At 30.7% G+C, this 22,728-nt stretch carries 22 protein-coding genes; 13 read left to right on the top strand and 9 right to left on the bottom strand.

Going from position 1 to position 22,728, the window contains the following annotated elements; translation table 11 throughout:
* The first annotated feature begins 129 nt into the window (after nucleotides 1–129).
* The 3 genes from F1Z66_RS04395 to F1Z66_RS15255 all read left to right on the top strand — a co-directional run bounded on the left by F1Z66_RS04395 (nucleotide 130) and on the right by F1Z66_RS15255 (nucleotide 2,574).
* Complete coding sequence (locus F1Z66_RS04395; protein ID WP_149862397.1) at nucleotides 130–552, top strand: hypothetical protein; 423 nt, start codon at nucleotides 130–132, stop codon at nucleotides 550–552.
* Between the two features lie 268 nt (nucleotides 553–820).
* Nucleotides 821–1,846 carry a WD40/YVTN/BNR-like repeat-containing protein gene (locus F1Z66_RS04390; protein WP_149862396.1) on the top strand — a complete coding sequence of 342 codons (1,026 nt, stop codon included), beginning with the start codon at nucleotides 821–823 and terminating at the stop codon, nucleotides 1,844–1,846.
* A 587-nt stretch (nucleotides 1,847–2,433) separates the two neighbouring features.
* Entirely contained in the window at nucleotides 2,434–2,574 is a 141-nt protein-coding gene (locus F1Z66_RS15255; protein WP_154670484.1) for a hypothetical protein, read from the top strand.
* Nucleotides 2,575–2,815: 241 nt separating this feature from the next.
* Here F1Z66_RS15255 and F1Z66_RS04385 read toward each other — a convergent pair whose 3' ends face one another.
* The 4 genes from F1Z66_RS04385 to F1Z66_RS04370 form a co-directional block, all read right to left on the bottom strand.
* Nucleotides 2,816–3,055 (bottom strand): hypothetical protein, encoded by a 240-nt coding sequence (locus F1Z66_RS04385; RefSeq protein ID WP_149862395.1) that lies wholly within the window; start codon nucleotides 3,053–3,055, stop codon nucleotides 2,816–2,818.
* A 222-nt stretch (nucleotides 3,056–3,277) separates the two neighbouring features.
* Nucleotides 3,278–3,793, bottom strand: a complete 516-nt coding sequence (locus F1Z66_RS04380) for a hypothetical protein (RefSeq protein WP_149862394.1) — start codon at nucleotides 3,791–3,793, stop codon at nucleotides 3,278–3,280.
* A gap of 392 nt (nucleotides 3,794–4,185) precedes the next feature.
* Nucleotides 4,186–4,503 carry a hypothetical protein gene (locus tag F1Z66_RS04375; RefSeq protein ID WP_149862393.1) on the bottom strand — a complete coding sequence of 106 codons (318 nt, stop codon included), beginning with the start codon at nucleotides 4,501–4,503 and terminating at the stop codon, nucleotides 4,186–4,188.
* Between the two features lie 525 nt (nucleotides 4,504–5,028).
* A complete protein-coding gene (locus F1Z66_RS04370) occupies nucleotides 5,029–5,652 on the bottom strand; it encodes a CHRD domain-containing protein (RefSeq protein ID WP_149862392.1) in 624 nt (207 codons plus the stop codon).
* A gap of 580 nt (nucleotides 5,653–6,232) precedes the next feature.
* On the opposite strand from F1Z66_RS04370, the gene F1Z66_RS04365 reads away from it, so the two are divergent.
* Nucleotides 6,233–6,874 carry a hypothetical protein gene (locus tag F1Z66_RS04365; RefSeq protein WP_149862391.1) on the top strand — a complete coding sequence of 214 codons (642 nt, stop codon included), beginning with the start codon at nucleotides 6,233–6,235 and terminating at the stop codon, nucleotides 6,872–6,874.
* A 696-nt stretch (nucleotides 6,875–7,570) separates the two neighbouring features.
* Here F1Z66_RS04365 and F1Z66_RS04360 read toward each other — a convergent pair.
* Together F1Z66_RS04360 and F1Z66_RS04355 are read right to left on the bottom strand one after the other, a co-directional pair.
* Nucleotides 7,571–8,167 carry a hypothetical protein gene (locus F1Z66_RS04360; protein WP_149862390.1) on the bottom strand — a complete coding sequence of 199 codons (597 nt, stop codon included), beginning with the start codon at nucleotides 8,165–8,167 and terminating at the stop codon, nucleotides 7,571–7,573.
* Between the two features lie 1,538 nt (nucleotides 8,168–9,705).
* The gene (locus F1Z66_RS04355) at nucleotides 9,706–10,251 is read right to left on the bottom strand and encodes a hypothetical protein (protein ID WP_159357466.1); all 546 of its coding nucleotides are present in this window, start codon (nucleotides 10,249–10,251) and stop codon (nucleotides 9,706–9,708) included.
* A 427-nt stretch (nucleotides 10,252–10,678) separates the two neighbouring features.
* Here F1Z66_RS04355 and F1Z66_RS04350 point away from each other — a divergent pair, with 427 nt between their 5' ends.
* Together F1Z66_RS04350 and F1Z66_RS04345 are read left to right on the top strand one after the other, a co-directional pair.
* The gene (locus F1Z66_RS04350; protein ID WP_149862388.1) at nucleotides 10,679–11,188 is read left to right on the top strand and encodes a hypothetical protein; all 510 of its coding nucleotides are present in this window, start codon (nucleotides 10,679–10,681) and stop codon (nucleotides 11,186–11,188) included.
* Between the two features lie 84 nt (nucleotides 11,189–11,272).
* Complete coding sequence (locus tag F1Z66_RS04345) at nucleotides 11,273–11,512, top strand: hypothetical protein (RefSeq protein WP_149862387.1); 240 nt, start codon at nucleotides 11,273–11,275, stop codon at nucleotides 11,510–11,512.
* 248 nt (nucleotides 11,513–11,760) lie between these two features.
* Here the strand turns inward: F1Z66_RS04345 and F1Z66_RS04340 are convergent, their stop codons facing one another.
* Complete coding sequence (locus tag F1Z66_RS04340; protein WP_149862386.1) at nucleotides 11,761–12,180, bottom strand: secondary thiamine-phosphate synthase enzyme YjbQ; 420 nt, start codon at nucleotides 12,178–12,180, stop codon at nucleotides 11,761–11,763.
* Between the two features lie 1,939 nt (nucleotides 12,181–14,119).
* Here F1Z66_RS04340 and F1Z66_RS04330 point away from each other — a divergent pair.
* Together F1Z66_RS04330 and F1Z66_RS04325 are read left to right on the top strand one after the other, a co-directional pair.
* A complete protein-coding gene (locus F1Z66_RS04330) occupies nucleotides 14,120–14,326 on the top strand; it encodes a hypothetical protein (RefSeq protein ID WP_149862385.1) in 207 nt (68 codons plus the stop codon).
* Nucleotides 14,327–14,377: 51 nt separating this feature from the next.
* The gene (locus F1Z66_RS04325; RefSeq protein ID WP_149862384.1) at nucleotides 14,378–14,626 is read left to right on the top strand and encodes a hypothetical protein; all 249 of its coding nucleotides are present in this window, start codon (nucleotides 14,378–14,380) and stop codon (nucleotides 14,624–14,626) included.
* A 314-nt stretch (nucleotides 14,627–14,940) separates the two neighbouring features.
* Here F1Z66_RS04325 and F1Z66_RS04320 read toward each other — a convergent pair whose 3' ends face one another.
* Nucleotides 14,941–15,294 carry a hypothetical protein gene (locus F1Z66_RS04320; RefSeq protein ID WP_149862383.1) on the bottom strand — a complete coding sequence of 118 codons (354 nt, stop codon included), beginning with the start codon at nucleotides 15,292–15,294 and terminating at the stop codon, nucleotides 14,941–14,943.
* A 753-nt stretch (nucleotides 15,295–16,047) separates the two neighbouring features.
* On the opposite strand from F1Z66_RS04320, the gene F1Z66_RS04315 reads away from it, so the two are divergent.
* On the top strand, nucleotides 16,048–16,254 hold the full coding sequence (locus F1Z66_RS04315; protein WP_149862382.1) for a hypothetical protein: 207 nt from the start codon (nucleotides 16,048–16,050) through the stop codon (nucleotides 16,252–16,254).
* 782 nt (nucleotides 16,255–17,036) lie between these two features.
* Nucleotides 17,037–17,303 (top strand): hypothetical protein, encoded by a 267-nt coding sequence (locus F1Z66_RS04310; protein ID WP_149862381.1) that lies wholly within the window; start codon nucleotides 17,037–17,039, stop codon nucleotides 17,301–17,303.
* 1,168 nt (nucleotides 17,304–18,471) lie between these two features.
* On the opposite strand, the gene F1Z66_RS04305 is transcribed toward F1Z66_RS04310, so the two are convergent.
* On the bottom strand, nucleotides 18,472–20,340 hold the full coding sequence (locus F1Z66_RS04305; protein ID WP_149862380.1) for a helicase C-terminal domain-containing protein: 1,869 nt from the start codon (nucleotides 20,338–20,340) through the stop codon (nucleotides 18,472–18,474).
* Nucleotides 20,341–21,192: 852 nt separating this feature from the next.
* Here F1Z66_RS04305 and F1Z66_RS04300 point away from each other — a divergent pair.
* The 3 genes from F1Z66_RS04300 (at nucleotide 21,193) to F1Z66_RS04290 (ending at nucleotide 22,559) form a co-directional block, all read left to right on the top strand.
* Nucleotides 21,193–21,570, top strand: a complete 378-nt coding sequence (locus F1Z66_RS04300; RefSeq protein ID WP_149862379.1) for a YnfA family protein — start codon at nucleotides 21,193–21,195, stop codon at nucleotides 21,568–21,570.
* On the top strand, nucleotides 21,548–21,907 hold the full coding sequence (locus tag F1Z66_RS04295) for a YnfA family protein (protein WP_201448575.1): 360 nt from the start codon (nucleotides 21,548–21,550) through the stop codon (nucleotides 21,905–21,907). The genes F1Z66_RS04300 and F1Z66_RS04295 overlap by 23 nt, the downstream gene beginning before the upstream one ends.
* Before the next feature lie 430 nt (nucleotides 21,908–22,337).
* Nucleotides 22,338–22,559 carry a hypothetical protein gene (locus F1Z66_RS04290; RefSeq protein ID WP_149862377.1) on the top strand — a complete coding sequence of 74 codons (222 nt, stop codon included), beginning with the start codon at nucleotides 22,338–22,340 and terminating at the stop codon, nucleotides 22,557–22,559.
* The last annotated feature ends 169 nt before the right edge of the window (nucleotides 22,560–22,728 follow it).

The following is a 22,728-nucleotide window of genomic DNA, read 5'->3' as shown; positions in this document are numbered from 1 at the left end:
CACAGGATTCATGGAGTTTCTCTAACCATCGTTCTTGTTGTTAATCACTCAATAATGGAAATAAAGATTTGGATATTTCTAGCCAGAAAAGTTTTCATTATTTAAACTATCATTGGTAAGTATCATTATATGAATTGTACCGACAACATACAAACCAAGTTTCGAGAGTTAGAAGAAGCAATGCAAGGGTGTCTTCCTAAAGTAGACAAAGATATGATAATCGAATTGCTGAATGAACTCAAAGAAGATGATTATCCTGGTTGGAACCTTCAAATAAAATTGAAAGAAGGATTTAATGAAAATAATTTTAGAGAAACAATCTTACGAGATATGGATGTTGTACCTGGTTTTCACCAACGTGAAAAATATGGTGGACACGCAGCGATAGAACACAGAGTTAATTTCAAAACACTTGTTTATCTAAGTACCCTGGATGATGTTGAGTTTATAATGGGTTCTAGATCAGGACCAGGGCGATCATCGATAGGCCCTCGAATGGAAAGAGATGAACATGACAAAATCTATGGTCCAGAAGGAGGAGGAAAAGCATAACACATATACAATAATAAAAATGCAGTTTTATGATCTAGTAAAAACAAATTCTTCATTAGAACAGTTACAAAGTTCGAAACAAGCAAAACCAGTATTAAAACCTACAGTAAAATTATTTGTTATTTCAAATATTGATGATTTCTGTTTATAGGCATTAATTAATTAAGAGATAGGTCATACATATCCATTTTGAAAGCGTTTGCAAAATTGTAAATCAAATTAATTTTAAATATTAATATAAAGAGAATATGAGTGGTAACAAACAAACTTGACAACTATATTAGCCTCAATGCAGACTACCCTGTTAGTTTTATGCTCTACAAAAGATGGTTGGAATTTTCAACAATGTCTAAATAATCTAAATCCAACCAGTGTAACCTTTGATTCTTTTAATACTAAGAGAGCCTATTGCGGAACTTTTGATAACGGTCTTTGGAAAACTGACGATAATGGTCAATCTTGGGAGAAAACTTCTCTGAATACATCTGGTTCAAATATAATGTCGCTTTCAGTAAGTAAAGTAGAAAAAACAGAAAGCGGATTTGGAAAACTCATGGTAGGTACAGAGCCTAGTTTGATCTTTACTTCAACCGATGGTGGCGATACTTGGAAGAAGATCGACGAATTTAATAAACTACCTTCTTCTTCTACATGGTCATTTCCTCCTAGGCCTCACACACACCACGTTCGCTGGATTGAACTCGATGTAAATAATGAGAAATACATATATACTGCTATTGAAGCTGGAGCATTAATCAAGAGTCTTGATGGTGGTAAAACATGGATTGATAGAGTAAGTGATGGACCATATGATACTCATACATTAAGGACTCACAAAATGATTCCAGGAAGACTGTATTCAGCTGCAGGTGATGGATACTTTGAAAGTCAAAATTATGGAAGCAGTTGGAAAAGAATAGTAAACGGATTAGGATTCCATACTTATCTCGGAAGTATTGCAATTAATAGTAATGATCCACAAAACAAAATTTTATCTGCTGCAAGTAATGCATGGAAAGCTCATTCAAGACAAGAAGCTGAATCATTTCTATATAGATGCACCTCAGATAAAGATAAGAGTTGGGAATTAATAACAAAAGGTTTACCCAAATCAAAAGATACCATAATCTCTCTAGTGGAATCTCACCCTTACGCTAAAGACGAGTTTTTTTGTTTAAATAATCAGGGGATATATCATTCTAGAGATTCTGGATCCTCATGGGAGAGGCTAGAAATACCATGGCCCAAGGAAAATTATTTGCAACATCCATGGGCACTGGCAGTTACAAAATGATGAATAAATGCTGAAGAAATAATTCATTTTCACACAAGTACTCAAGTTAAGGTTGGCAAATTGAAGATATGGGTTCAAAAAAAAGAATGTCAAGTAGTAGAAGAAGTAAAAGGGTAACATAATATGGTGTTAATTAAGAGATCGTTTGTTTGGAATCCTGAAAGGTTTTTTACTAGTCAATGGACTGTAGTACCATAATAATGAGTGTATCTATCTTACTGGAAATATTCTAAATCAATGACTATATCTATCCTATTGATAGCATAGATACATGTCAACGAACATTTGAAATTGGAGTAGATATATTAATTAAGATTCAGCACTCAGATTCCCTTATACTAACATATTACAAAAATCTCTGCTTGATAGATTATACCATCCACAAATTCTACTTATTGTGATTGGAAATCAGCAATAACAATATCTGTGTTATTATGTAACCTAAAGTATTATATATAAATCCCATACCAAATGCATTTGATTGATTATTGGAAATGCTTCTACCACTATTTTCTAATGATCTTGAACGCTTCAGAACTATTATTCGGAGAAATATGTCTATAATTGAAACTAGGGATTTTTAATTTTTGGTAAATATAGATGAAAGCCTAAAGAGATTGGATGAAGTATATGATCCTGTTACTAAAGTAACAAATAGTGAAGACATATTTTCTAACTATTTTGGTTTAGTAATCGAATCAGAGGTTGAAATTAGTTCTTGCTGTTAAACCTTAACCATGCTTATTAATGATACTAATAATAAAGAATATACAACCTTCATCTAATTAAAACCAAATATCTAAAATCTATTGTCATTAAGCATATTCAATAGTCAAATTGCAATTTGAGTCATATCACAAAGTCTTTTTGGATAATAGAAGACTCAAATTTACACATTTAGCACTTTTCAAAAGTTTTTATATTTACACACTTAATCCAATAGGGACATTGAGATCATTGACAATAAATTCATCTTAACTTCTCTGGTCTTATCAATTTAGATAGTTCTTTAGCCATCAAGGCAAACTTGATATGCTCGCATTTTTGGTCAGATCTACGTGTATCGTGATACTTACAATATATGCCCCTTTTTCCGATCAATATTTCAATATTTTCTTTCAGTTTATTATCACCAATTACTAGTGCATTATCATATTGATACTTAAGAAAATAGTCACCATATTTTTCTTGTTTGTCCTGTTTGCCCATGTACTCCAAAGATATAATTAATTATTTAAATTCTTCCAATATTCCTACGATCAGGAAATAAGTTTTTCAATCATATTTTGTAAATCTTAATTTTTTAATATATAAAGCAAATAACAGGCAGTTTTGAATGCCAGATTACTTATACGATATAAAATAATTATTATTTGCAAATCGAATTTTTCTTTACTATTTACTAAATACCGTAATAGGAATGTTTATAATTTATGTGACCAATACCAATTTCGTAAATATTTCAATGTCGGCTTTGGTCCAATATATTGCTATCACCTTGGATATTTTGTAAAAAGGGTTAAGTGTAACTGGAAACGTCGTAGTTGTTACCATTACATTAAAAGCACCATAATAGATTTTTTCTTTGACTATATTTTTATAGAACAGACTGTATTCAAAGTTCAAGTTTAAAAGGTAAAAGCAAGTAACCATATAGTGAATGCAAAGATATAGACCTTTTGGTGTTACAATAATTGCTGTACTTCTAGCTATTGCAGGTGTAAGCTCCTTTTTAAGTGGACTGACAGTTTTAGCTTTGCTACCAATATTAGGCATAATTCTTGCTGGAATTTTCTTTATAATAGGACTAGCATATTTTGCTGTGGCATATGGACTATGGAGCGGATCAAGTTTGGCATGGCTTATTACCTTGATATTATGTGGCATAGCAATTATAGTAGGTTTAGGCTCTATTGTTATTGGACATGTCGGTTCATTATTTCTCATAATTATCAATGGTATAGTAATTTACTATCTATTCCAGTCTAATGTTAAAACCTATTTTGGAAAATAGTCGGACAAATCAAAAGCAAATCTAGACCCTCCACATCCAAAATCATTTTTCTTTACTGTCCATTTGAAAAGAGGGAAATATACTGTCCAGAAATTAAATACAAGGAGAAAATATTGTCCTTACTGCTCAAGCTCTCATAAAGCGTTTTCAGAGTACATACCGCATTAAAAGAAATCATCCGATTTGACGACAATGCCAGAAGGGGTTGTATTACTAAGAACAAAGATAAAGAAATTTAATTATTTTATCTCAATCGTCTTCATTCATATTATAGCGAAATTATGGTTATAGTGATTTTCTTTTCGATGGGCGTAGATTTGAGAAGTTATTCTATTTTGAGAGCAAGATCAGTATAATTTGCTATTCCTCGTTTGCGTTGGAAATATATTATTTCTAACATATCCAAACCTCTTGGTGTTACAAAATACATTTTCATGACTCCTTTGTATGAAACTAAAAGACTATTTATTAGATGGAAAAGATAATTTCTTATAATACGTTCAGTAATTGCAACTGTCTTGTACACTCTTATATGGATCTCTGGTAGAGATGCTCCATCTATACACGCTAACAATATTGGCTCTGTAATAGATACCTTCAGATAAATCGAATCAGCTTTTTTGTTAGTGAATACCCGATCCACTTCTATATTAAGGACATTCCTATATTCTATTTAATGTTGTCATCCAAAATACTATTACTATTATATTTATCATAAATCTCTTCGTCTTACCTATCAAATTTTGTCAGAGATTTGTTATATTTCTCCTCAATTAATTTATTATAATAGTCTTAAAAGAATTAATTGATAATTGTATTGTAGTTACTTAGGATTCATTACTAATTAAAATCCGACAAGATACAATGAAATTATGATCAATATATACACCTGTTCCGCCACAACAAAATGTTTATTTCATTATTTTTCATAAAATTATCACATCATTCTTTATCGCTCTATCCGGGCGTATTTGAACACACACTAAAAAGTCACTGACAAAATTTTATCAAGATGGCAAATGATTTTGCTAATAAATCTGGGTAAGTATGTTATTTCAATTTCTATTATAGTGTGCAGACTAGTGTTGTCTACGACATACTATACGATATCAGAAGAGTGACTTGTACAAATTAAGTGCTATGTTATAATCCAAAACAAAAAATAAGGTTATTGTTCTTCGGTATCCTCTTGTAATTGTTCGCTAATTATTTGCCCACGTATCTCTCCATTAGGGTTCTGTTGGGTATGGATATTAGCGTACGCATTTCCGTCATTAAAAGCATCGACCAAATCAGAAATCTGCATTCCTTCTAAAGTACCAGATAGGTCATCAGAAGTAATTGTTCCACTCTCAGAAACTTCGTCTTGGGGCGAATCAAAGTCAAATAGAGTAACTACTATGGGCCCATTCTGTCCTTCAATCCCAAAGTGAATGTGTCCTGCTGTTGCTCCTTCAATATCGGATGCAGTGATAGTATAATCGATACCATTTCCGTCATTTGATGGACTAAAATCTGCGATTCCAGTAGCCTCAGTGTCTACTGGTGGAACTTCTTGATCTCCTGAAAGTACCGTGCTGTAATCTACATTGGGGATGTCATTACTGTCATTACTGTCATTACTGTCATTACTGTCATTACTGTCATTACTGTCATTACTGTCATTACTGTCAGTGCTTGTATCGTTAGCTTGTGCAAAAGTTTGAGATATTGTAGACAACGATCCAGTTCCAAGCAATCCTAACAGCAGGATAGCGATTATGGAAGATATAAAAAATGATTTTGTATTCATTGATATAAAATGAATGTAATAATATATAACTAGATTGTAAGGTAATTATTTTATATAGATTTTTTTATATTCTATAAACATTCTATCATTCTAACTAGCTTTGTATATTTTAATTTGTCATCAGTAATTCTAAGGCAACTAATAAAGTTAAAGGGGGAATATTATAAATGATAAAAACTCTTCAAACAAGCAGTATTCGAAGACAAAAGATAATCAGGTTGTAGTCATTTTCATATTTTCTATTCATGGCTTACTCGCCATGTTTTATGTATATAGAACAGATAGTTTTCGGCCCTGTACTATTTCGATATAGAATAATCTAACGATCATTTTTCTTCAGTCTGAAGAATAAATAAGTAAAAATTTGATTAGTAGATTCTAGTAAGAAAAATAATAATTTAGAATTTTGTTTATAACTAAGATCGAATTTAAAACATAGAGTGATATTCTATTGACTACTTTGCATCTACGTTTATTCTACTTTCAATGAATTATTAGTTAGAAGAGTCAAACTGCATTGTAATTAAACCTATGGAAATCAATTAGTAAAAGTAAAAGTCTTAATTGCAATTGTTTGCATTTGTTTGCTTCAAATACATTAGTATTATTTAGGGTTTCAGCAATAATATTATCAATGCATAATTATGAATTCAAACTATCTGTAATTGCTGTTTTATTTATCACTATTGCATCAATAGGATATATTTCAAATTCTGTGAATGCCATACCATCAACTTTTCTAGACAGAACTTTTGTATTTGGACCGTTGATTGGAGTTACAACAAATGATACTGGAAATGTAGATTGGCTATTGTCTGGTACGTGGAGATCAAGTTTGACAAATCTTACTGACTCGGGCGTTATTACAAATAGTACTCAAGATAATCAAACGGATGGAAGGTTTGTTGCAGCGATTGAAATGATTAAACCAAATGGATTAAGCAGGCATACACATACTCTTACAGATTTTGTAGTTACGAGCAGTTCTCAAAATGAACAAAATGGCTCAACTATATACAATGGAACTTCTACTATAAGTTTGCGCGACGGTCCCGCCCTACAAGTCCCTACGATAATCCAAAAATCCAATAATAATAGCGTGTTTAAAATAACAATTGATCCTGAAAGTGTAGACTATCATTTTGGTAAATCACCTGTGATTTATGGTATCACTGCACCCAATGATTTAATGCAAAAATCTCATACAGAAAGATTATACTAGCAGTCTAAAATACTCAAATCTTTTTTATAATCTTTAATATTTACCATCCCATAGGTAAGGTTCATTTTCAATGTTAAAATCCGGCACAAAATCAAGCAGATATTGATACATTTTATTTGCTTGTGGAATTCTGAATACAATTTAAGATATACACCCGTACAAGAGCTAACATAATCCTAAATTATGCAGATAGTATACCTAGATTAAGTGCAAAGGTTATTTCCTACTAAATCAAATGAGGGAGCAACAGATATTCCAATTCATAGCCAAAGATTTTATCAGGTACCAAAAGAATCTAAATCACAGGAACAAAAACATAGTACTAATAATTCTAAACTTCATTGATTGGAATTCACTTTTTCCATTATTAATCATTCCCATTTCACAACACAAAAAAATCTCTCATCATTTTATTGAACTAAATAATAATGGATTGTATGAGGCAATAACTTTGTTGCAATCAACAAGTTCACTCTCCCTCTGATTCTCAGTTGCTTGTATCTACGAGGTTAGGAATTTGTACTATTATTGCAAGATTAAGTTATAAAGAATAAAAATGGTATATGCATTGTGATAAGTTCTTGTTTGCCTAATTATTCAACCATTTTAAGGTATAGTGTATGAAAAAATTGTGATCCCTATTGTTGAAATAAGTATTGGCTTAGAACCGTAGCAATTTATTTGCGGACTGCATTTTTACGATATACCGGCTTCTTCCTTTTTTAAAGGATTTTTTTCGGATATGTTGGATTTAATTGAATTTTCATCTTTAAACAACATATCTTGACCTTGCTCTGATTCTATTCGCTCTATTTCTCTTGTTTCATTTGTTGAATAGGTATTACTAGAGTTTGTAGTTTCGTCAACCAATGCAGTAAGTTCTTTTTCAACCTTGTTTTCGAGTCCTAGTTCCTCGGAAGTTGGAGTGGTTAAAGCTTCTTTTAGAGAGTCATCCACGGATTTATCAACTACCGCATCAATTTTAGAGGCTTCAGATTCTAAAGTAAAATCACGTTTAGATTCACTAGTACTAGATTCTAATATGGTAGAATCCTTTTCAGTAAATTTTTTAAATTTGTTTATAGCATCTTCTTCGGAAACCTTTAGTCTCAATACATTTCCATCAAAACTTTCAACTATACTAATTGGAAAACTATAGATTTCTTTATTCACAATTCCTTTCTGAGTTAATATTAAGCCATTGGAAACTTCTTGAACTTCCCCGAGGTCAAAATCACTTAGCCCTCGGGCCTCTTTCTTTATTACATCAACCCAATTAGTAGTGTTACTCATGATATTATTTAATAAACATATTATAAATACATCGTAAATATAATGAAAAAAGGTCAATTATAGATAATTGCTTTACTATGTTATTTACCAAAATTAGAATCACCAGTTAATTAAATATTTTATGCGTAATTGCTCCAAGAGGATCTTGTAATATTTGTAGATAAAATTGTTAATAGTCAAATCTTTATAGACTGTGGATAATTACTGGTGAAAGTAAATACTATTTGAGTAGTCTAATAGCTTCTACCATGAATTAATTACAATGAATTTACGATAATAATTTATCTTTTTTTGCATATCCACCTTTTGATCATATAATTAAGGGATTATAAAAAATACAAATCTTAATGTGATATCTTATCGTAACACGATACATATTATTGCCAATATCAAGATACCCATATTTTTACGGTTATTAGCCCTTTTTTATAAAATATAAGTGCTTGTACATCCTCGCAAGTGTCTTAAATGAAGAATGTTTAAAGACCAGTAATTTTATACTGGGAAATAGTGATTTTGGACAAGAATGGAGTTCCAAATTTTCAAGATAATCAGGAAGTATAAATAATAACTATAAAAGAAATATCAAAATAGTGCCTATTCTTCACTCTGCATTGTAATATATATTAGACAATTTGTATATTGATAACTAAAATCTGAAAGAATTGATATATGTAGAAAGAAGAAAAATATCGATTAACCAAAAAAAAAGAAAAATAAAATGAGAAAAGAATATTTTCAGATTTTGTTGAAGAATATGGATTAGATATTTTCGATCTTATAAAAAATGATCCTTGAAGGTGTAATTGCAAAACCTAAGAAATACAAATATCATTCAGGAATGCATTCTATTAATGCTTAAAATAAAAACTGTCAATATTCAAGATTGAGTTACAAGAGGATTTCCTAGAGGCGAGGGCGATAGAGAAAAATATTTCGAATCTCTTTTACTTGCTGCAACAATTTAGCATCTAAAATAAGATCACCACCACTCAGCATATAAGCAATGGTATAACTCTAGAATATTATAATTAATTAAGATTCATAGGATATGTACTGGAAGTGATTTTGATCTTGAAACTTCATTGCGTGTATAGTGAATTGAAAAAGATAAAAGTTGTAATTTATCCTATAGGAAATGTACCATATCTAAACGGGGAAAAAATCATAGATAAGACCAATGAGAGAAGTCGAAGGAAAATTTAATGATTAGACCAATGATAAGACCATGAGAGAACCCAAATTTCTCAAAATTAGACAAGATAAACTTCCCCCCAACGTATCATCGAAACATCAAATCACATTACGAATGATGATGGATTGTCATTCAATACAAGAAGAAATAGAAATGAAGTGAGCATAGATACAAGTAAGAAAGACCGTTACCAAATAAACAATAAGACGCAATTTTTAAGTCAGAAAAAAGAATTTTGGACTGTAATATGTAAGATAACCAAAACTATATGACATATGGCAAATTAAAGCGATTTGAAATACTGAGGCATTAATTGTTGATATAAAGCCATTCCATGTAGGATCTATAGAAGTCTTATTGAATCAATCATTCTGTGTAGTGTCTTTTGACTTTCTGTGGAATCAAATAATTCGGGAGTATTACTATATTTCAATATTGTTGCCTTATCTTTTCTATCCACGATGAATTCTTGATATATTCTTTTTTGATCCTGATACTCTAATATTGTCGAGGATGTAGGATAACCACTAATGGTATAGGTAAATAAATCAGGGCCTTCAAGTAATGTAATATTGTAATGTTTTTCTGTATTGCTCAACTTGCTGTAACTCGCAGACTCTAAGTTCGATTGAGATATTTCTTTGGCGGTAATAAAGTTACTGTATTTAATGCTAAATGCATTATCTTTGTTCGTTGGATTTACGATCCGAATGTCTGCACCATACGAATCAATAAGATTATTTGAAGTTTCAGTTATATTCCACGCAGAAGGTAGTTCCAAGTATACATAAGCATTAGAGAATGTTTTCCACTCTAAACCAAATACGCTATTATTAAGGTATAGCAATATTCCAACCAGAATCAAAAAACTTACAAAAATATATACCATACTTATGCAATGAGGGAGATTACTGTATATATCTTTGAGCATACAGATTACCAGTCCTCAAATTTAATCGAAGAAAAGATTTATTTGATTAAAATTCTTCTTGGCGACTTTATGTACTTTTTAGCTCAATTGATTATTAGAAACTAGTTTTTGTTTGAGTTCAAATCGTTTCTCAATTTTAAAAAGGATTTTGTATATTCATTTGAAGTTTTGGAAGAATACTATGGATAACAGGTCTATGAGTAACATTCAAAAATAAATTGCCATGAGCAGGATGTATGGATACGAAGTTAAAAAAACAGTTAAAATCACTATTAATATTATATATTTGACATATGATCTAACACCGATGTAAAAAATATCAGTATCACAAATGTAGTAAGAAAAATAGATAAATATTGATTGTTACCAATATTAATATTATAAAATGAAACCATTCATAGATTATTTAATTACAGCTTGTAAAAAAGAATGGGAAATCAAAAAGAGTATAGAAGATAAAGCTTCTAAGTTAATTCTAGCAAGTAGTATTATAATTTCAATCATTGTTGCAGTTGTGATTGATGGATATTATATCAGTAGGGATAATCTAGACATAATTCAAATAATTCTGTTGTTGTCAGCAATTATTTTTGGAATGATGTCCATTCGTCATGCTATAGATTCATCAAAACCCACTTTGTTTCCAAATTTGATAGATATATACAAACTCTTTGATTTGACAACTGGAAGGATTAATTCTGCAGAGATCACTAAATTCAGGAATAATGAGTATACGGAATTTGAAGATAAAGTAGTTGAAGATTATGTCAAGATACTTGATTTTAATAAAAAGTACAACAAAAAGAGTGCATCCTCACTAGAAAAATCATTTGGTGCATTCAAGTTCTTACTTTTATTCATTTTCTTATTTGTACTTGCAGTACTTTTCTTTTAATGTAATGGCACTCTATCGCTTCAAATATTACAAAAGTCAATATTTCACCAGCAATATTAACAATTATCAAAGGACTGTAAATTTATGACGAAACAAAATAAGCAGAAAGATGATGACAAATATTTCCTCAAATATCACTACGATAGTACTTTAGTGATAGGTGATAACAATCTGAAAGAAAACGTAGAAGTTTTGATCGGAAATGATGCACTTTATTGTGCATATCATAACAGCCATAAATCAGACAAACATTGTGAACACATTAAATTTGCACTCACACTTAATGAGTTATCCAAATTAAGGGAAGTGGGAAAGTTATGGTAAAACAGTGAAAGTCTCTAATTTTCTCATAAAAGAGACATTCCATAGATTGCACTAGTCTAAAAACATTTCAATGTCATATAGCTATAGTTGAAGAAAGATGAGATCTTCATTTCGTATTTTTTAAAATCCTACTAGAGTATAATCATAATAAGATTTGTGAAATGCAATTGATATTAAGTCAACATAATTACAAATCGTCATATTTATTATTTTCGAACCCCGGAATTGATGTGCCAAATAGGGGATCATTATTGACCTAATAATTTTACAAGTACTCTTTTGTTTCTCATCCCATCAAATTCTCCATAAAATATTTGTTCCCAGGGTCCAAAATCTAATTTACCATTTGTAATTGCAATTACTACTTCTCTTCCCATTATCTGTCGCTTTAAATGAGCATCAGCATTATCTTCACCAGTATCATTGTGTCGATATTGATCAATGGGTTCGTGGGGAGATAACTTTTCTAGCCATTTATAATAATCATTATGAAGGCCATTTTCATCATCATTTATGAATACACTGGAAGTAATATGCATTGCATTTACGAGGCATAATCCTTCTTTTATCCCACTATCCTTTAAGATTTTTTCAACCTGTTTTGTGATATTTACAAGTTTAAATCTTGATTCTGTATTGAATTGTAGATATTCTGTTGTGACTTTCATGTGCAGTTAAAAGGTTTTACAAGGTTTTATACTGTTCCATTGTTGTAAGATGCTAATTAGATAATTTATTCGCTGAAGACAAGATACATATAAAATAAGAAGTCTATCATAATTTTGAAAATATCATGCTCAATTATATGATTTAAATATAGTAATAATAAATGTAATGAATTTTATGATAGCATAATCTTGTTCTTATTTGAATGATTTAGAAATAAGTCATGAAATTCCTAATCCCGTTGAGTCAGGTATAAGAAAACAACAGGTCAAGAAACCCTCTGCGTCACCAAACAATGATCTTGGATTATATGAGCGCTTTTCCTATCTGTGCTTTTGGTCATTATACCATACGTTCCATAGTAATTAAACATCATTCAAGCAGGAAATAAATAAATAAATTGGTAAGCTATACATATAGAGAACTAAAAAGCAGACAGAAAACGAACAAGAGTGCCTCCTTACTTCTAAATGGTAAAACATATTTAGTAATTTTTTTTGACTTTGTATCAAGGCATATTGAGTTATGCAGTCGCATCAGTACATCATACAGAGTATGAAATCTTGTAGTACAGTCAAAGAATTAAACAATTTTATTAAAAAAAGGCATGCAGAAGAGAGGATCAGTCTCCTGATGCTAGATCATAGTATTAAGATTAATTAGACAAAGACCATGGATATTGTCTGTTGCCGTTGCGACAGGATTCACAATGTTACCTTGAAGGTAACACCAAATTTGCATGGTTTCCAAATAAAAGAGTTAGAATTATTTTAAGGTAAATAACAATGGCCAACCTTAGCAAGTTCAAATTATATCATATCAAACATATGTATTTTGTATTGGATTTGAGGCGATGGGAATGGATCATTAAGGCAACACGTCAAATAATAACGCTTAATCCATTCCACATCACTAATGAAACATTCGTGTACGTATGCAGGCGTACTATTAGAAATAAAAGATTCATTTAATTATTAATTGTGGTACATTTGTCTAATACTCTCCAGTAGTCTCGTGCATTACTATCAATATTACACCCGATATCCTTAATATGCAGACTAAGGATGTTTTATTCAAATGAGATGGAATGAGTAAAAAACTCAAGTCTTTCTAGTTGCATATTTAAATAATCATATTAATATCTGCAAATTATTCAATATTTGCTTTTATTTTCCTTTTAGTAGCTGTCTTGTATAACCATCTATCGCCCATGTCATATAATTCTGTTACAATCTTTTCTTCTATTTCAATCTAGAATTTCTAATGCTACTACAGTCTAGAATTTAGTAGATTAATTCATACTGCTTCTCAACAGAGTTTGAATCAACTGATGAATCAAAAGCATTGATAAAGGATAGAATAAACAGCAATAAATCTAATGCTGTTATAGTTGTAGGATTACTTACTTAATCCAAATGAAACTCAATTTTTTGGTTACGAAAAATTATCCGATAATAGCAATGTCAACGTAGATCTAAATACGACGATTTTCTTAATTGGATCCACTACTAAAGTATTTACCACGATTCTCTTGGCAGATATGGTAAAGGAGGATTTGATCATCATAAATGATACTATTAAAGTGTTCACCTATCCGAAGTCAATGTTCCCCCTTTCAAGATGTATAAAATAACTATTGAAGATTTAGTTACATATTATCAAGATTGCATGAATTTCAAGATAATTATTGCGCCTCCTTTAATCCTGCTAAAACTGAAATGCAAGATCCTACAGTTTAGATCAAAAGTTTTGACTGCCCCAAAGACTTAGGTATGGACCAATTTTATCAAGCACATGAGGATATTACACTAGCAAAAGAACCGCCCATAAGTAAAATATCTAACCTTGGGCACAGACTTGTTCGTTAAGATTTTTGATTCTAAAATCAAAAAGGCAATCATTTGATGAACTTTTAAACATGATATTTCAGACACTTTAGGGATGCTGACACAGGTTTTGTTCTTTCAGACAGACTGCAATCCGGATAGCGATTGGACATTTAATGAGGAGAAAATACTAAAAATGAACTGGAGTCCTATTGCCCCTGATGGTGCTCTTCATTCTACTGTAAATGACATGCTAGAAATTTTGTTGAAAAATATAGGATTCATCAAACTGATATTAGATGGATTTATGCGAGCCCATTAGATAAGGTATAGCACTGAGCAAATCCCTAAGGCAATTCGCAATGTTGGACAAGTGCAAATACATTGGGATATAGGTGTTGGTGGATCAGGATGGCTCATGACTTTGAATTTTGATCACAGAATCGTAGGACATAGTGGAGCAGCCATAGGAGGTTACAATGGCTACATAGTATTTCATCCAACTACGGAAAAAGGCATCGATATTCTATGTAGCACGGATGTAGAAAATACAACTTTACAACCATTAGTTTCAAACAAGATGACAATTCACCATCTACTTATGCTTCTTTTATATGAATAATGGTTTGTGGTAAATCGGTAAGACCGGCTTTTTTTTCAAGCATTTCCAATTCAATATCTGCGTATGTAAAGTGATTTGCAGTAAGACATGTTATTCTGATCCTATATTTTGTAACTTAAACATATGGGCAGTTATGACACTTCAACAGATTAGATCTGCCATTGTTGTATTCTTGAATCAATTTATTCCGAAATTGTAAGGAAAATTATGTTTGGCGATTTATACAAAGATTGATTTATTTTATTGACTGATGATTTTATAATAATTTATATGTTTATAGCATGAGCATAGACCTAGACTAAGAAAAATTGGAATTATCGTTGCCAAGTGGTGGCCCCGAAACAACAAGAAGAGCTCCCATTGCTACTGTAGCTGGATTCGCTGATTTTATTTAACGTGACATTTGAATCAATATTCAAGATCAGTTTACCATAATACATGTTGCTACCCATAGGTATATCAGTCCAATCGGCAACTATCGTATTATTATTTTCAAAAATTTGTCCTCTTAGTACATTAGAAAATGTTTTCCCAGCATCTTTTGAGCTAATTCCAAGCCACCATACATCATCGCCCATATTTCTTATATAATACGTTCCTCCATCATTAGCTTTCCAAATACCGGTCAAGTTAATATTTTGAGTAGATAGGGCAAGTGAATTAGACATGTAAAAGCTAAATATATAGGAAAAGCTACCAAGAAAAATTAAGGACACTATTCCTAATTTCAATAATGAATCATTTGAAATGAATATATCTGTTCGGCAGAATAATATAATTATTAGTATAAAAGGTTTTATGATAGAATCCTACAAGGAATCAGGTTTTATATTATGTCTCTCTATTTGTAAGTCTTAAATCAAACATCAAATAAATAGAATATTTTTGATTAATATAAAAAATACAAGTAATCTCAAAGATTACTGACAAGACTGAGATATATATACTGCAACACGCTTAAGGAAGATTCTAAGACAAATCAAAATTTCTGATATTAGTTAAGAAGAGTACATCTAATAATAATAAACTTATTTTAAAATAGTATTATTAAATTATCTATACCAATTAGAGTAGAAATCTCGGGGTTGTTAGTCTTACTATAACTATATGACATACACTAATGCGTTAATCTCAATTTTATTTTCATCAAGAGATTCTAGTCATATATTAAATATATATAATGAAAATTCATATTTTTTGCTCTAGCACTATAACCTCAATACATTAATACGATAAAGAAATAAAGTCATATATTTACATAAATTTTTTTAAATTTTTTTTTAAATGTATAGTTGACTATCGACTTTTCCTTTTGTTTTAAGTATTTCAAAATAACATAATTATTTACATACACCATTTATTACACATGTATCTATAAAAAAGAAGCTAATTTTGATATTTAGTAAAATAGTTTATGATATATGAGTGATTTTGTTTTTACGATTATAATCATTATAGTATTTGAAAGAATTGATAGGACTGGCCGACCTCCATCGATAAATGCTTGGGAGTCAAGGCCACGTGAGACAAACAAGGAAATGAATATTAGCATCTCAGGATTTGTCTTCTTAAAACACCTACATCAATCTGACACCAATTGTCTACATCTGAATGATAAACCCGGCTGATAGTCAAGTTTAGTCGAAGAAGAAATAACAAGAATTCATAGACAAAGTAAGATAGTGGTCCTATTTACTCTAAAATAATCTACTTAATACAGTATTTTTTTATAATTCTCTGTCAATTATCAATAACAAGAAATGATTGAATACTCAGAATCTGCAACAATTCTTGCTTGGCTATTATTTATAATGGCATCTGTGTCAATCTTGTTCATACGAAAATCACGTATTATGGCCTTTTACAAGAAGATTAAATCAAAATATTAGACATCCTTCTTTATTTCCTCATCATGTCATATTTATCAATGCAATTTAATAATTCAATTAACGACAAGAAATCAATATTAGAATATATATACACCATACCCAGATTCCTTGAACTAGTCTACTGAATTACATGAATGAGATCTCGATTAAAACTGTTTCCAATCTATCGAAAGAAATCTTATCAGGATTATATTTAATGTATTTCCAATTTTCTATTTTTTTAAATCACTTGCTTTCAAACTATTAGTAGCAATATAACTATGTTACTTTAGTATAATCATATAAATATACATCTTACAAAGGATACGCTCTGGATAGGCAATATACAAAAGATAATATTCCCGTATTCTTTTTGTAACTTATTTCATTAATCTAAATAGTTCAATTATGACTATCATCTTGTCTCGGATAAATGAAGAAAAAAATGAAAGTCTATCAGGATTATTTGTCCCTTAATTTTGAGCTTTTATCAGGTAAATAAATAACTCCATCTTTTTATACTATTTTGTATAAGTAAATCTATGAATATCACCTATATCCTGCTGGGTTTGTTTTTGCTGCCAGTAATACAATTCGCACATGCCCAAAGTCTTACAGACACTATCAATAATGCCGTAAGTAACAATATTGAAAATACATTTGACTCGATAAATCAGGCCTCAAACAGCAGTAATAATACCAACCCTGGAAATAGTAATGACTCACACACTACCACTACCACTACCACTACCCAAGGACCTGGTAATTCAAATTCTACAACTACTACGATGAGAACAAATAGTCAATAGCAGTTTATTTAGGAACATTACTTTAAGCAATCGTTTTACTTTTTATATATATTTATCATGTTTACCAATTATAAGTGAATAAGACTGTATATTAGAGTGATGGTTATCTTTTAGCACAGTATTTACACACTTTTCAAGAATTCAAGGTTTTATGAGAAGCGGATTATTATATGTCTTCAGTAACCTACTAAAAACATACGACAGAATTTTGCACTTCTTTGACAGGTTAACTAGTAATCTATTTTAGTTTTCCAAGTTGAGAATGGTCTTAACTACTCTAAATACAACTCCATGTTATATTATTTATCTAATCATCAAATAGTAAAGTCATATAGTAACTTAGAATGAATCAATTTGGGATTAGAATCTCAAATGTAAATGGAGTCATTGGGTTCTCTAGATCAATCAATATTTCTATTTCGCTTCTGTTATGGAGCCACTTATATTTTCTTAAGGATCTGGTGTAAAATCGTTTGGGATCATTTTATGATTATTCTTATTATATTCTTTAACTTTGGTAACAATTATCTCATCATTTGAATATATAATTCATAACTGCAGACAAATCCAACATTATGACACGTGAAACTAGGCATCGGGACTATATTTCCGTATGCTTAAATACCATATTCCTTATGAATTGAATTCTTTAAAAATACTGATAATCGAATTTAGATTGGATATTAAAATTGCGATTTATTGTTCTCGATAATCTAATAGATAGGTTATCATATTTCAAAATAGGTTTTATACGATGAATATTATTTATATAATTATTTAACTATATGTAAATATTATAAGAAATAGAATCTTAAATAGGATAGTGATAACTAAATTTACATAAACGTATATAAAATATATCAACTCAAGCTTGGTATTGGCAAAGAAGGTAAAAATTGAAATGATCATTCCATCAATAAGAAGGACTAATAGGAATGTACTGCGGCTATTACGATAAAAAAATTGAACTAAAGTAGAGAGAGTGTTTATTGTAGTTTTTCCTTCGATTGATATATGTTACACTAAATCTCATACCTCTAAGGCACATACAGAAACAAAATCACATTGATCTAGCCTTATCAAAAATTGTCAATTATAGATAGGGATATAGTCATTCAAAAAGTATTGATGTAAATCCGATAAAATAAAAAAAAGATATTTCCTATCTTCAATAACCTTTAATTGCTTGCATAAACCATACCGGTATAGTATTTCTATTCTTTCTTACAAAATACCTAAAAGCTGAGTCCAAAATGTATGTTCTTGCCCAATCTTCCCTAGATCTAACCGACCTTCCATATGCCTGTATTAATCTCAACGCAGTCTGCCAATAATACCATTCTGCATCAACTTCTCTTTTTGCATTTGTCCATCTATCACTTTTATTTGGATAAGGCACTTTAGTTATGATCTGAAATCTTGATAAACCATCTTTTAGGTCAAGCCCTGTATGAAGTGAGGGTGAAATAAGTACAGTTGGTTTTGGACTTGAAGTATGTTGAGAGATTATTTCATCCCTTTGTATTTCTGGATCAGTAATCAAAAGTCTTCTAGCATTTTCCTTAGACAAATTCTCTTTGATAAAATTAAGCTGTTCATAAGATGTCGTATGGATTATTCCTTTATCATTTTTATGAATAGACATTATTTTATCAATAGTCGTAGAAATTTTAGACACAATATCCATTGATTGTAAGTTACTGTAATTAAGGTATGCAATATTTAGTGGATAAATTAGTCTATTTTCAATTGGAAAATCCGAGTCAACCTGAATAAACTTTACCTCGTCAGGAGTTAAACCAATTCCTTTGCAAAATGTCTTGTTATTAAGAATAGTAGCACTCATTATTAGTATTTTGGATCCCTTCTCAAATACAGCATTGCAATATGGCGAGATATCTAATGGCTTTAGTTCCACTTTCTCTATCTTATAATTAGTTTTCTTAATCTCAGAAACTATCCAATTTCTTGGATTTGCAAGTATGCTGTTTATAGTTCGAGTTAATCTATCCGTATCTTTGACTGCATCAATAGCAATCTCATTGCTAAGGTTCATCGTCTTAGCTTTTGATGCAATTTCATCATTGGAATATTTTTTTGCTATTTCAACATCACTTTCAAACAACTCATTTGCAGAAACTATTCTTTTTTTGTTATCGGGATTTTCTGATGACATATTTCTTGAATTATAGTATGCATATTTGATACTTCTTTCGATATCAAATATACCTGCCAAATCAGCATTACCAATTAAAGACAGCATCTTGGTTTCAAGATCTATCAAGAAATCAATCCATCTTTCTACACTGTCATAACCATAATCAACAATTTCAAAATTAGATATATATCGTTTCCATCTCTTTTTAGATATCGATAATCCTCTAAACTTTACAATTTCTGTTTCTAAAAGATGGCCTTCATCCAATACCAAAAGGTCCCTCTCGCCCATGCGTTTATTATAGGATAAGAAAGCGAGGAAGATAGAATAATTGAATATAGAATGACTCGATGCCAATGCAATATTTAATTGATTAAAATATTCACAAGGCTTCCACTCTCTTCGTACTTTCAGGTTGCTAATAGGTAACCATTCAGAATATTGTTTTTGATAGCTCTGTATAGTGTCATTGGCAATACAAATTTTTTCATCTGTAATTCCTTTATTACTGATCTGATAATCTTTTGCAAAAGTTCTGTACTTACAACCGTCTTCTTTAAAGGCTTCGTCAGTCATACAATGGCCGTATTCAACAGTTGTGTGGTAACATTCATTGGGGTGAGAGGAACCACATATCCCACACTGATAGGTCCCATTGTCTATAAAATCCTGCTTAAGTAAACAAGAAAAGTTATTTTTCCCCTTAGCTGCCTTTACATATGGAAAATCATTGCAATACTGAGTTTGCAAGTCTTTTGTAGAAGTACATATATAGCTAGAACCTAGACTTAAAGCAACTGAAATGGCTACTGCACTCTTTCCAAATCCTGTGGGAGCTTCCAATATTATGCATCTATAACCAGAATTAAACGCATCCAAAATATCATTCAATACCCCTTTCTGATTTTCTCTTTGTGTGGAAAATGGAAAGTTCTTTAATACATTAGACTCCGTCAGAGGTTGCTTGGCATTATTCAGCTAAAATCATTTTATATTATTATATTACAATATTATAAATTTCTATAAAGTAACAGATTATACAGCACATATCAAAATCCAGTATTTCATTCAATCAAAGCAGTTCTTAATGTAATATTCCATCATACCATAATAATGGTTGAATCAATGTCAAAAATGTGAATTCAAATTATAAAAAGATAATTGATTGGTTAAAGAAAGATCCCATGCAAAATGTGAGAGATTTTGGAATCAAAATCTTCTTAAGATATTTTTATTTTTTTGCTTGTAATCTATTCTAAATTATTATGAAACGATATGATGACAAAGTTATTGTTTTAGATTCCAACTTCTAAATATCATTATATCTTCTAACTAATCTATACAATAACATCATATTACCTATATTTAGAACTAATAGTTTAAAAAACTGATAGTAATAGTAAATGCAATATAATAGTAAATAGTTATCGTTAAGTAATTTATCTAAATATATTACCAATGTTTAACCACTACCCATCACTTTGGAATAAAACTCGTATTCGGAGAACTTAACTTAACCTCAAATACTTCTAGACTATATTCTACTTTTCCGAGTGATGACATTATCGATCACTAGAATCGAGTTTGATTCTATAACTCACACAATTTAATTATAGATTCAACCCCTTGAGTCGTATTTTGAACTGCTAAATTTGATTTGTCCAGCAATATGTGAGAAAGAGAAATAGTCTAATAGATAAATAAGTGAGTTAAATCATTATCAATTAATAATTGGGCATTACAATAAAGGATATTTTTTATTCATTAATTTTGTTTTTTCTGGCAGGTTTATGTGAAATTGGTGGTGGATATCTCGTATGGCTTTGGTTACGCGAAAACCATAGTTGGATATTTGGAGCCCTAGGTGGTTTTGTTTTGTTTCTATATGGAGTAATTCCTACATTTCAAAAAACTCATTTTCACAGAACTTATGCAGCATACGGAGGAATTTTTATCATAATGGCTTTAGGTTGGGGTTATCTCTTTGAAGGAGTAGTTCCGGATATTTATGATATAGTGGGAGCAATTGTCGCTGGAGTAGGAGTCCTCATTATTTTTTACTACCCACGTAAAGAAGATGAAAAAATTGGAATCAATACTTCCGGTTAACTCTAACTTAACCTCTATCGTCTCAACATTTGGATTGTTCTTAGTTGCAGCAGTAGCTGAAATAGGAGGAGGATATCTCGTATGGCAGTGGCTAAGAGAGAGAAAGAAAATAACCATTGGATTTGTTGGAGGTATCATATTATTTGTGTACGGAATAATTCCAACTCTTCAGCCATCGAATTTTGGTAGAGTGTATGCGGCTTATGGTGGAATTTTTGTAGCAGTGACAATCGTTTGGGGATTAATTGTCGATAAGAAGAGACCAAATAGATTTGAAATAATTGGTGGTTTTATAGTACTTTTGGGAGCAGTAATAATATTCTATACCCCTAGATAGTAAATAATATTTGAGTATACTCAAAAACCACTGGCAATGATGTCAATTGTATTCACACAACACAACACAACACAACGCACCAACATTTAAAATAATTCTTTAGCTTCAAGCTCTATGGATAGAATATGATGAAGGAGCAGAACGACAAAACAATGCTGTTTGGATGAAGGGAGAAGAGAGATCCTTTAGTCGGAATAACTCATTTGCGGGGTTAATTGCCCTTTCTAATTACCTAATCTCGTTCCTCAATCTTACCAAATTGTAAAATCATGTAGTATAATTATCAATATGGGTTCAAATAGAAATAGATAGTCAATATCCACACATCATGAAAAAATAGGTTAAGGTATATTATTTGATTATTTCCAATGACTCCATTGAATGTTTATGTAAAAATGCATGGTCATAACAACAGTATTCTAAGCAAATTGTGCACCTTGCAGTCACACTGTTTAAACAGTTTTCAGTGGAGCACAATACCAATATACTATCTGTAAAGGTTCCATTAGTCGATGAAGGATTCGGCTTGTTCTTTCTTACAGTAGCAGTAGCAGATACATTTACTAATGCTCGTGCTTTGACCATTGTAACAACTATATACGTTAAAGTTTTATATAAACATCTTCCTGTTGTTTTATTTGCGATCTTATAATAGTATTTTTGTCACCTAGGTTGTCTAAAAGTGTGTGCTGATGTCATTAGAAATAGGGATGTGATTCAGTTCAACATTTGTTTATTTTAATTATGGATAGATAAATCATCCCCATATTCATAAAATTAGTTAATTGTTTTGAAATATATAACATCCCATGCTTTGACTA

It is taken from the genome of Candidatus Nitrosocosmicus agrestis, from assembly GCF_008389435.1.
Classification (GTDB): Archaea; Thermoproteota; Nitrososphaeria; order Nitrososphaerales; family Nitrososphaeraceae; genus Nitrosocosmicus; species Nitrosocosmicus agrestis.
Note: the sequence above shows the minus strand (reverse complement) of the source record. Positions and strands in the feature narration are given on the sequence as shown.

Excerpts from the sequence above, each read along its gene's own strand:
- F1Z66_RS04315 (WP_149862382.1), top strand. The coding sequence starts at position 16,048 with ATGAGTGATTTTGTTTTTACGATTATAATCATTATAGTATTTGAAAGA.
- F1Z66_RS04345 (WP_149862387.1), top strand. The coding sequence starts at position 11,273 with ATGACGAAACAAAATAAGCAGAAAGATGATGACAAATATTTCCTCAAA.
- F1Z66_RS04355 (WP_159357466.1), bottom strand. The coding sequence starts at position 10,251 with ATGGTATATATTTTTGTAAGTTTTTTGATTCTGGTTGGAATATTGCTA.
- F1Z66_RS04385 (WP_149862395.1), bottom strand. The coding sequence starts at position 3,055 with ATGGGCAAACAGGACAAACAAGAAAAATATGGTGACTATTTTCTTAAG.
- F1Z66_RS04320 (WP_149862383.1), bottom strand. The coding sequence starts at position 15,294 with ATGTCTAATTCACTTGCCCTATCTACTCAAAATATTAACTTGACCGGT.
- F1Z66_RS04330 (WP_149862385.1), top strand. The coding sequence starts at position 14,120 with ATGCTGACACAGGTTTTGTTCTTTCAGACAGACTGCAATCCGGATAGC.
- F1Z66_RS04370 (WP_149862392.1), bottom strand. The coding sequence starts at position 5,652 with ATGAATACAAAATCATTTTTTATATCTTCCATAATCGCTATCCTGCTG.
- F1Z66_RS04350 (WP_149862388.1), top strand. The coding sequence starts at position 10,679 with ATGAAACCATTCATAGATTATTTAATTACAGCTTGTAAAAAAGAATGG.
- F1Z66_RS04360 (WP_149862390.1), bottom strand. The coding sequence starts at position 8,167 with ATGAGTAACACTACTAATTGGGTTGATGTAATAAAGAAAGAGGCCCGA.
- F1Z66_RS04395 (WP_149862397.1), top strand. The coding sequence starts at position 130 with ATGAATTGTACCGACAACATACAAACCAAGTTTCGAGAGTTAGAAGAA.
- F1Z66_RS04340 (WP_149862386.1), bottom strand. The coding sequence starts at position 12,180 with ATGAAAGTCACAACAGAATATCTACAATTCAATACAGAATCAAGATTT.
- F1Z66_RS04310 (WP_149862381.1), top strand. The coding sequence starts at position 17,037 with ATGAATATCACCTATATCCTGCTGGGTTTGTTTTTGCTGCCAGTAATA.
- F1Z66_RS04380 (WP_149862394.1), bottom strand. The coding sequence starts at position 3,793 with ATGAGAAATAATGAACCGACATGTCCAATAACAATAGAGCCTAAACCT.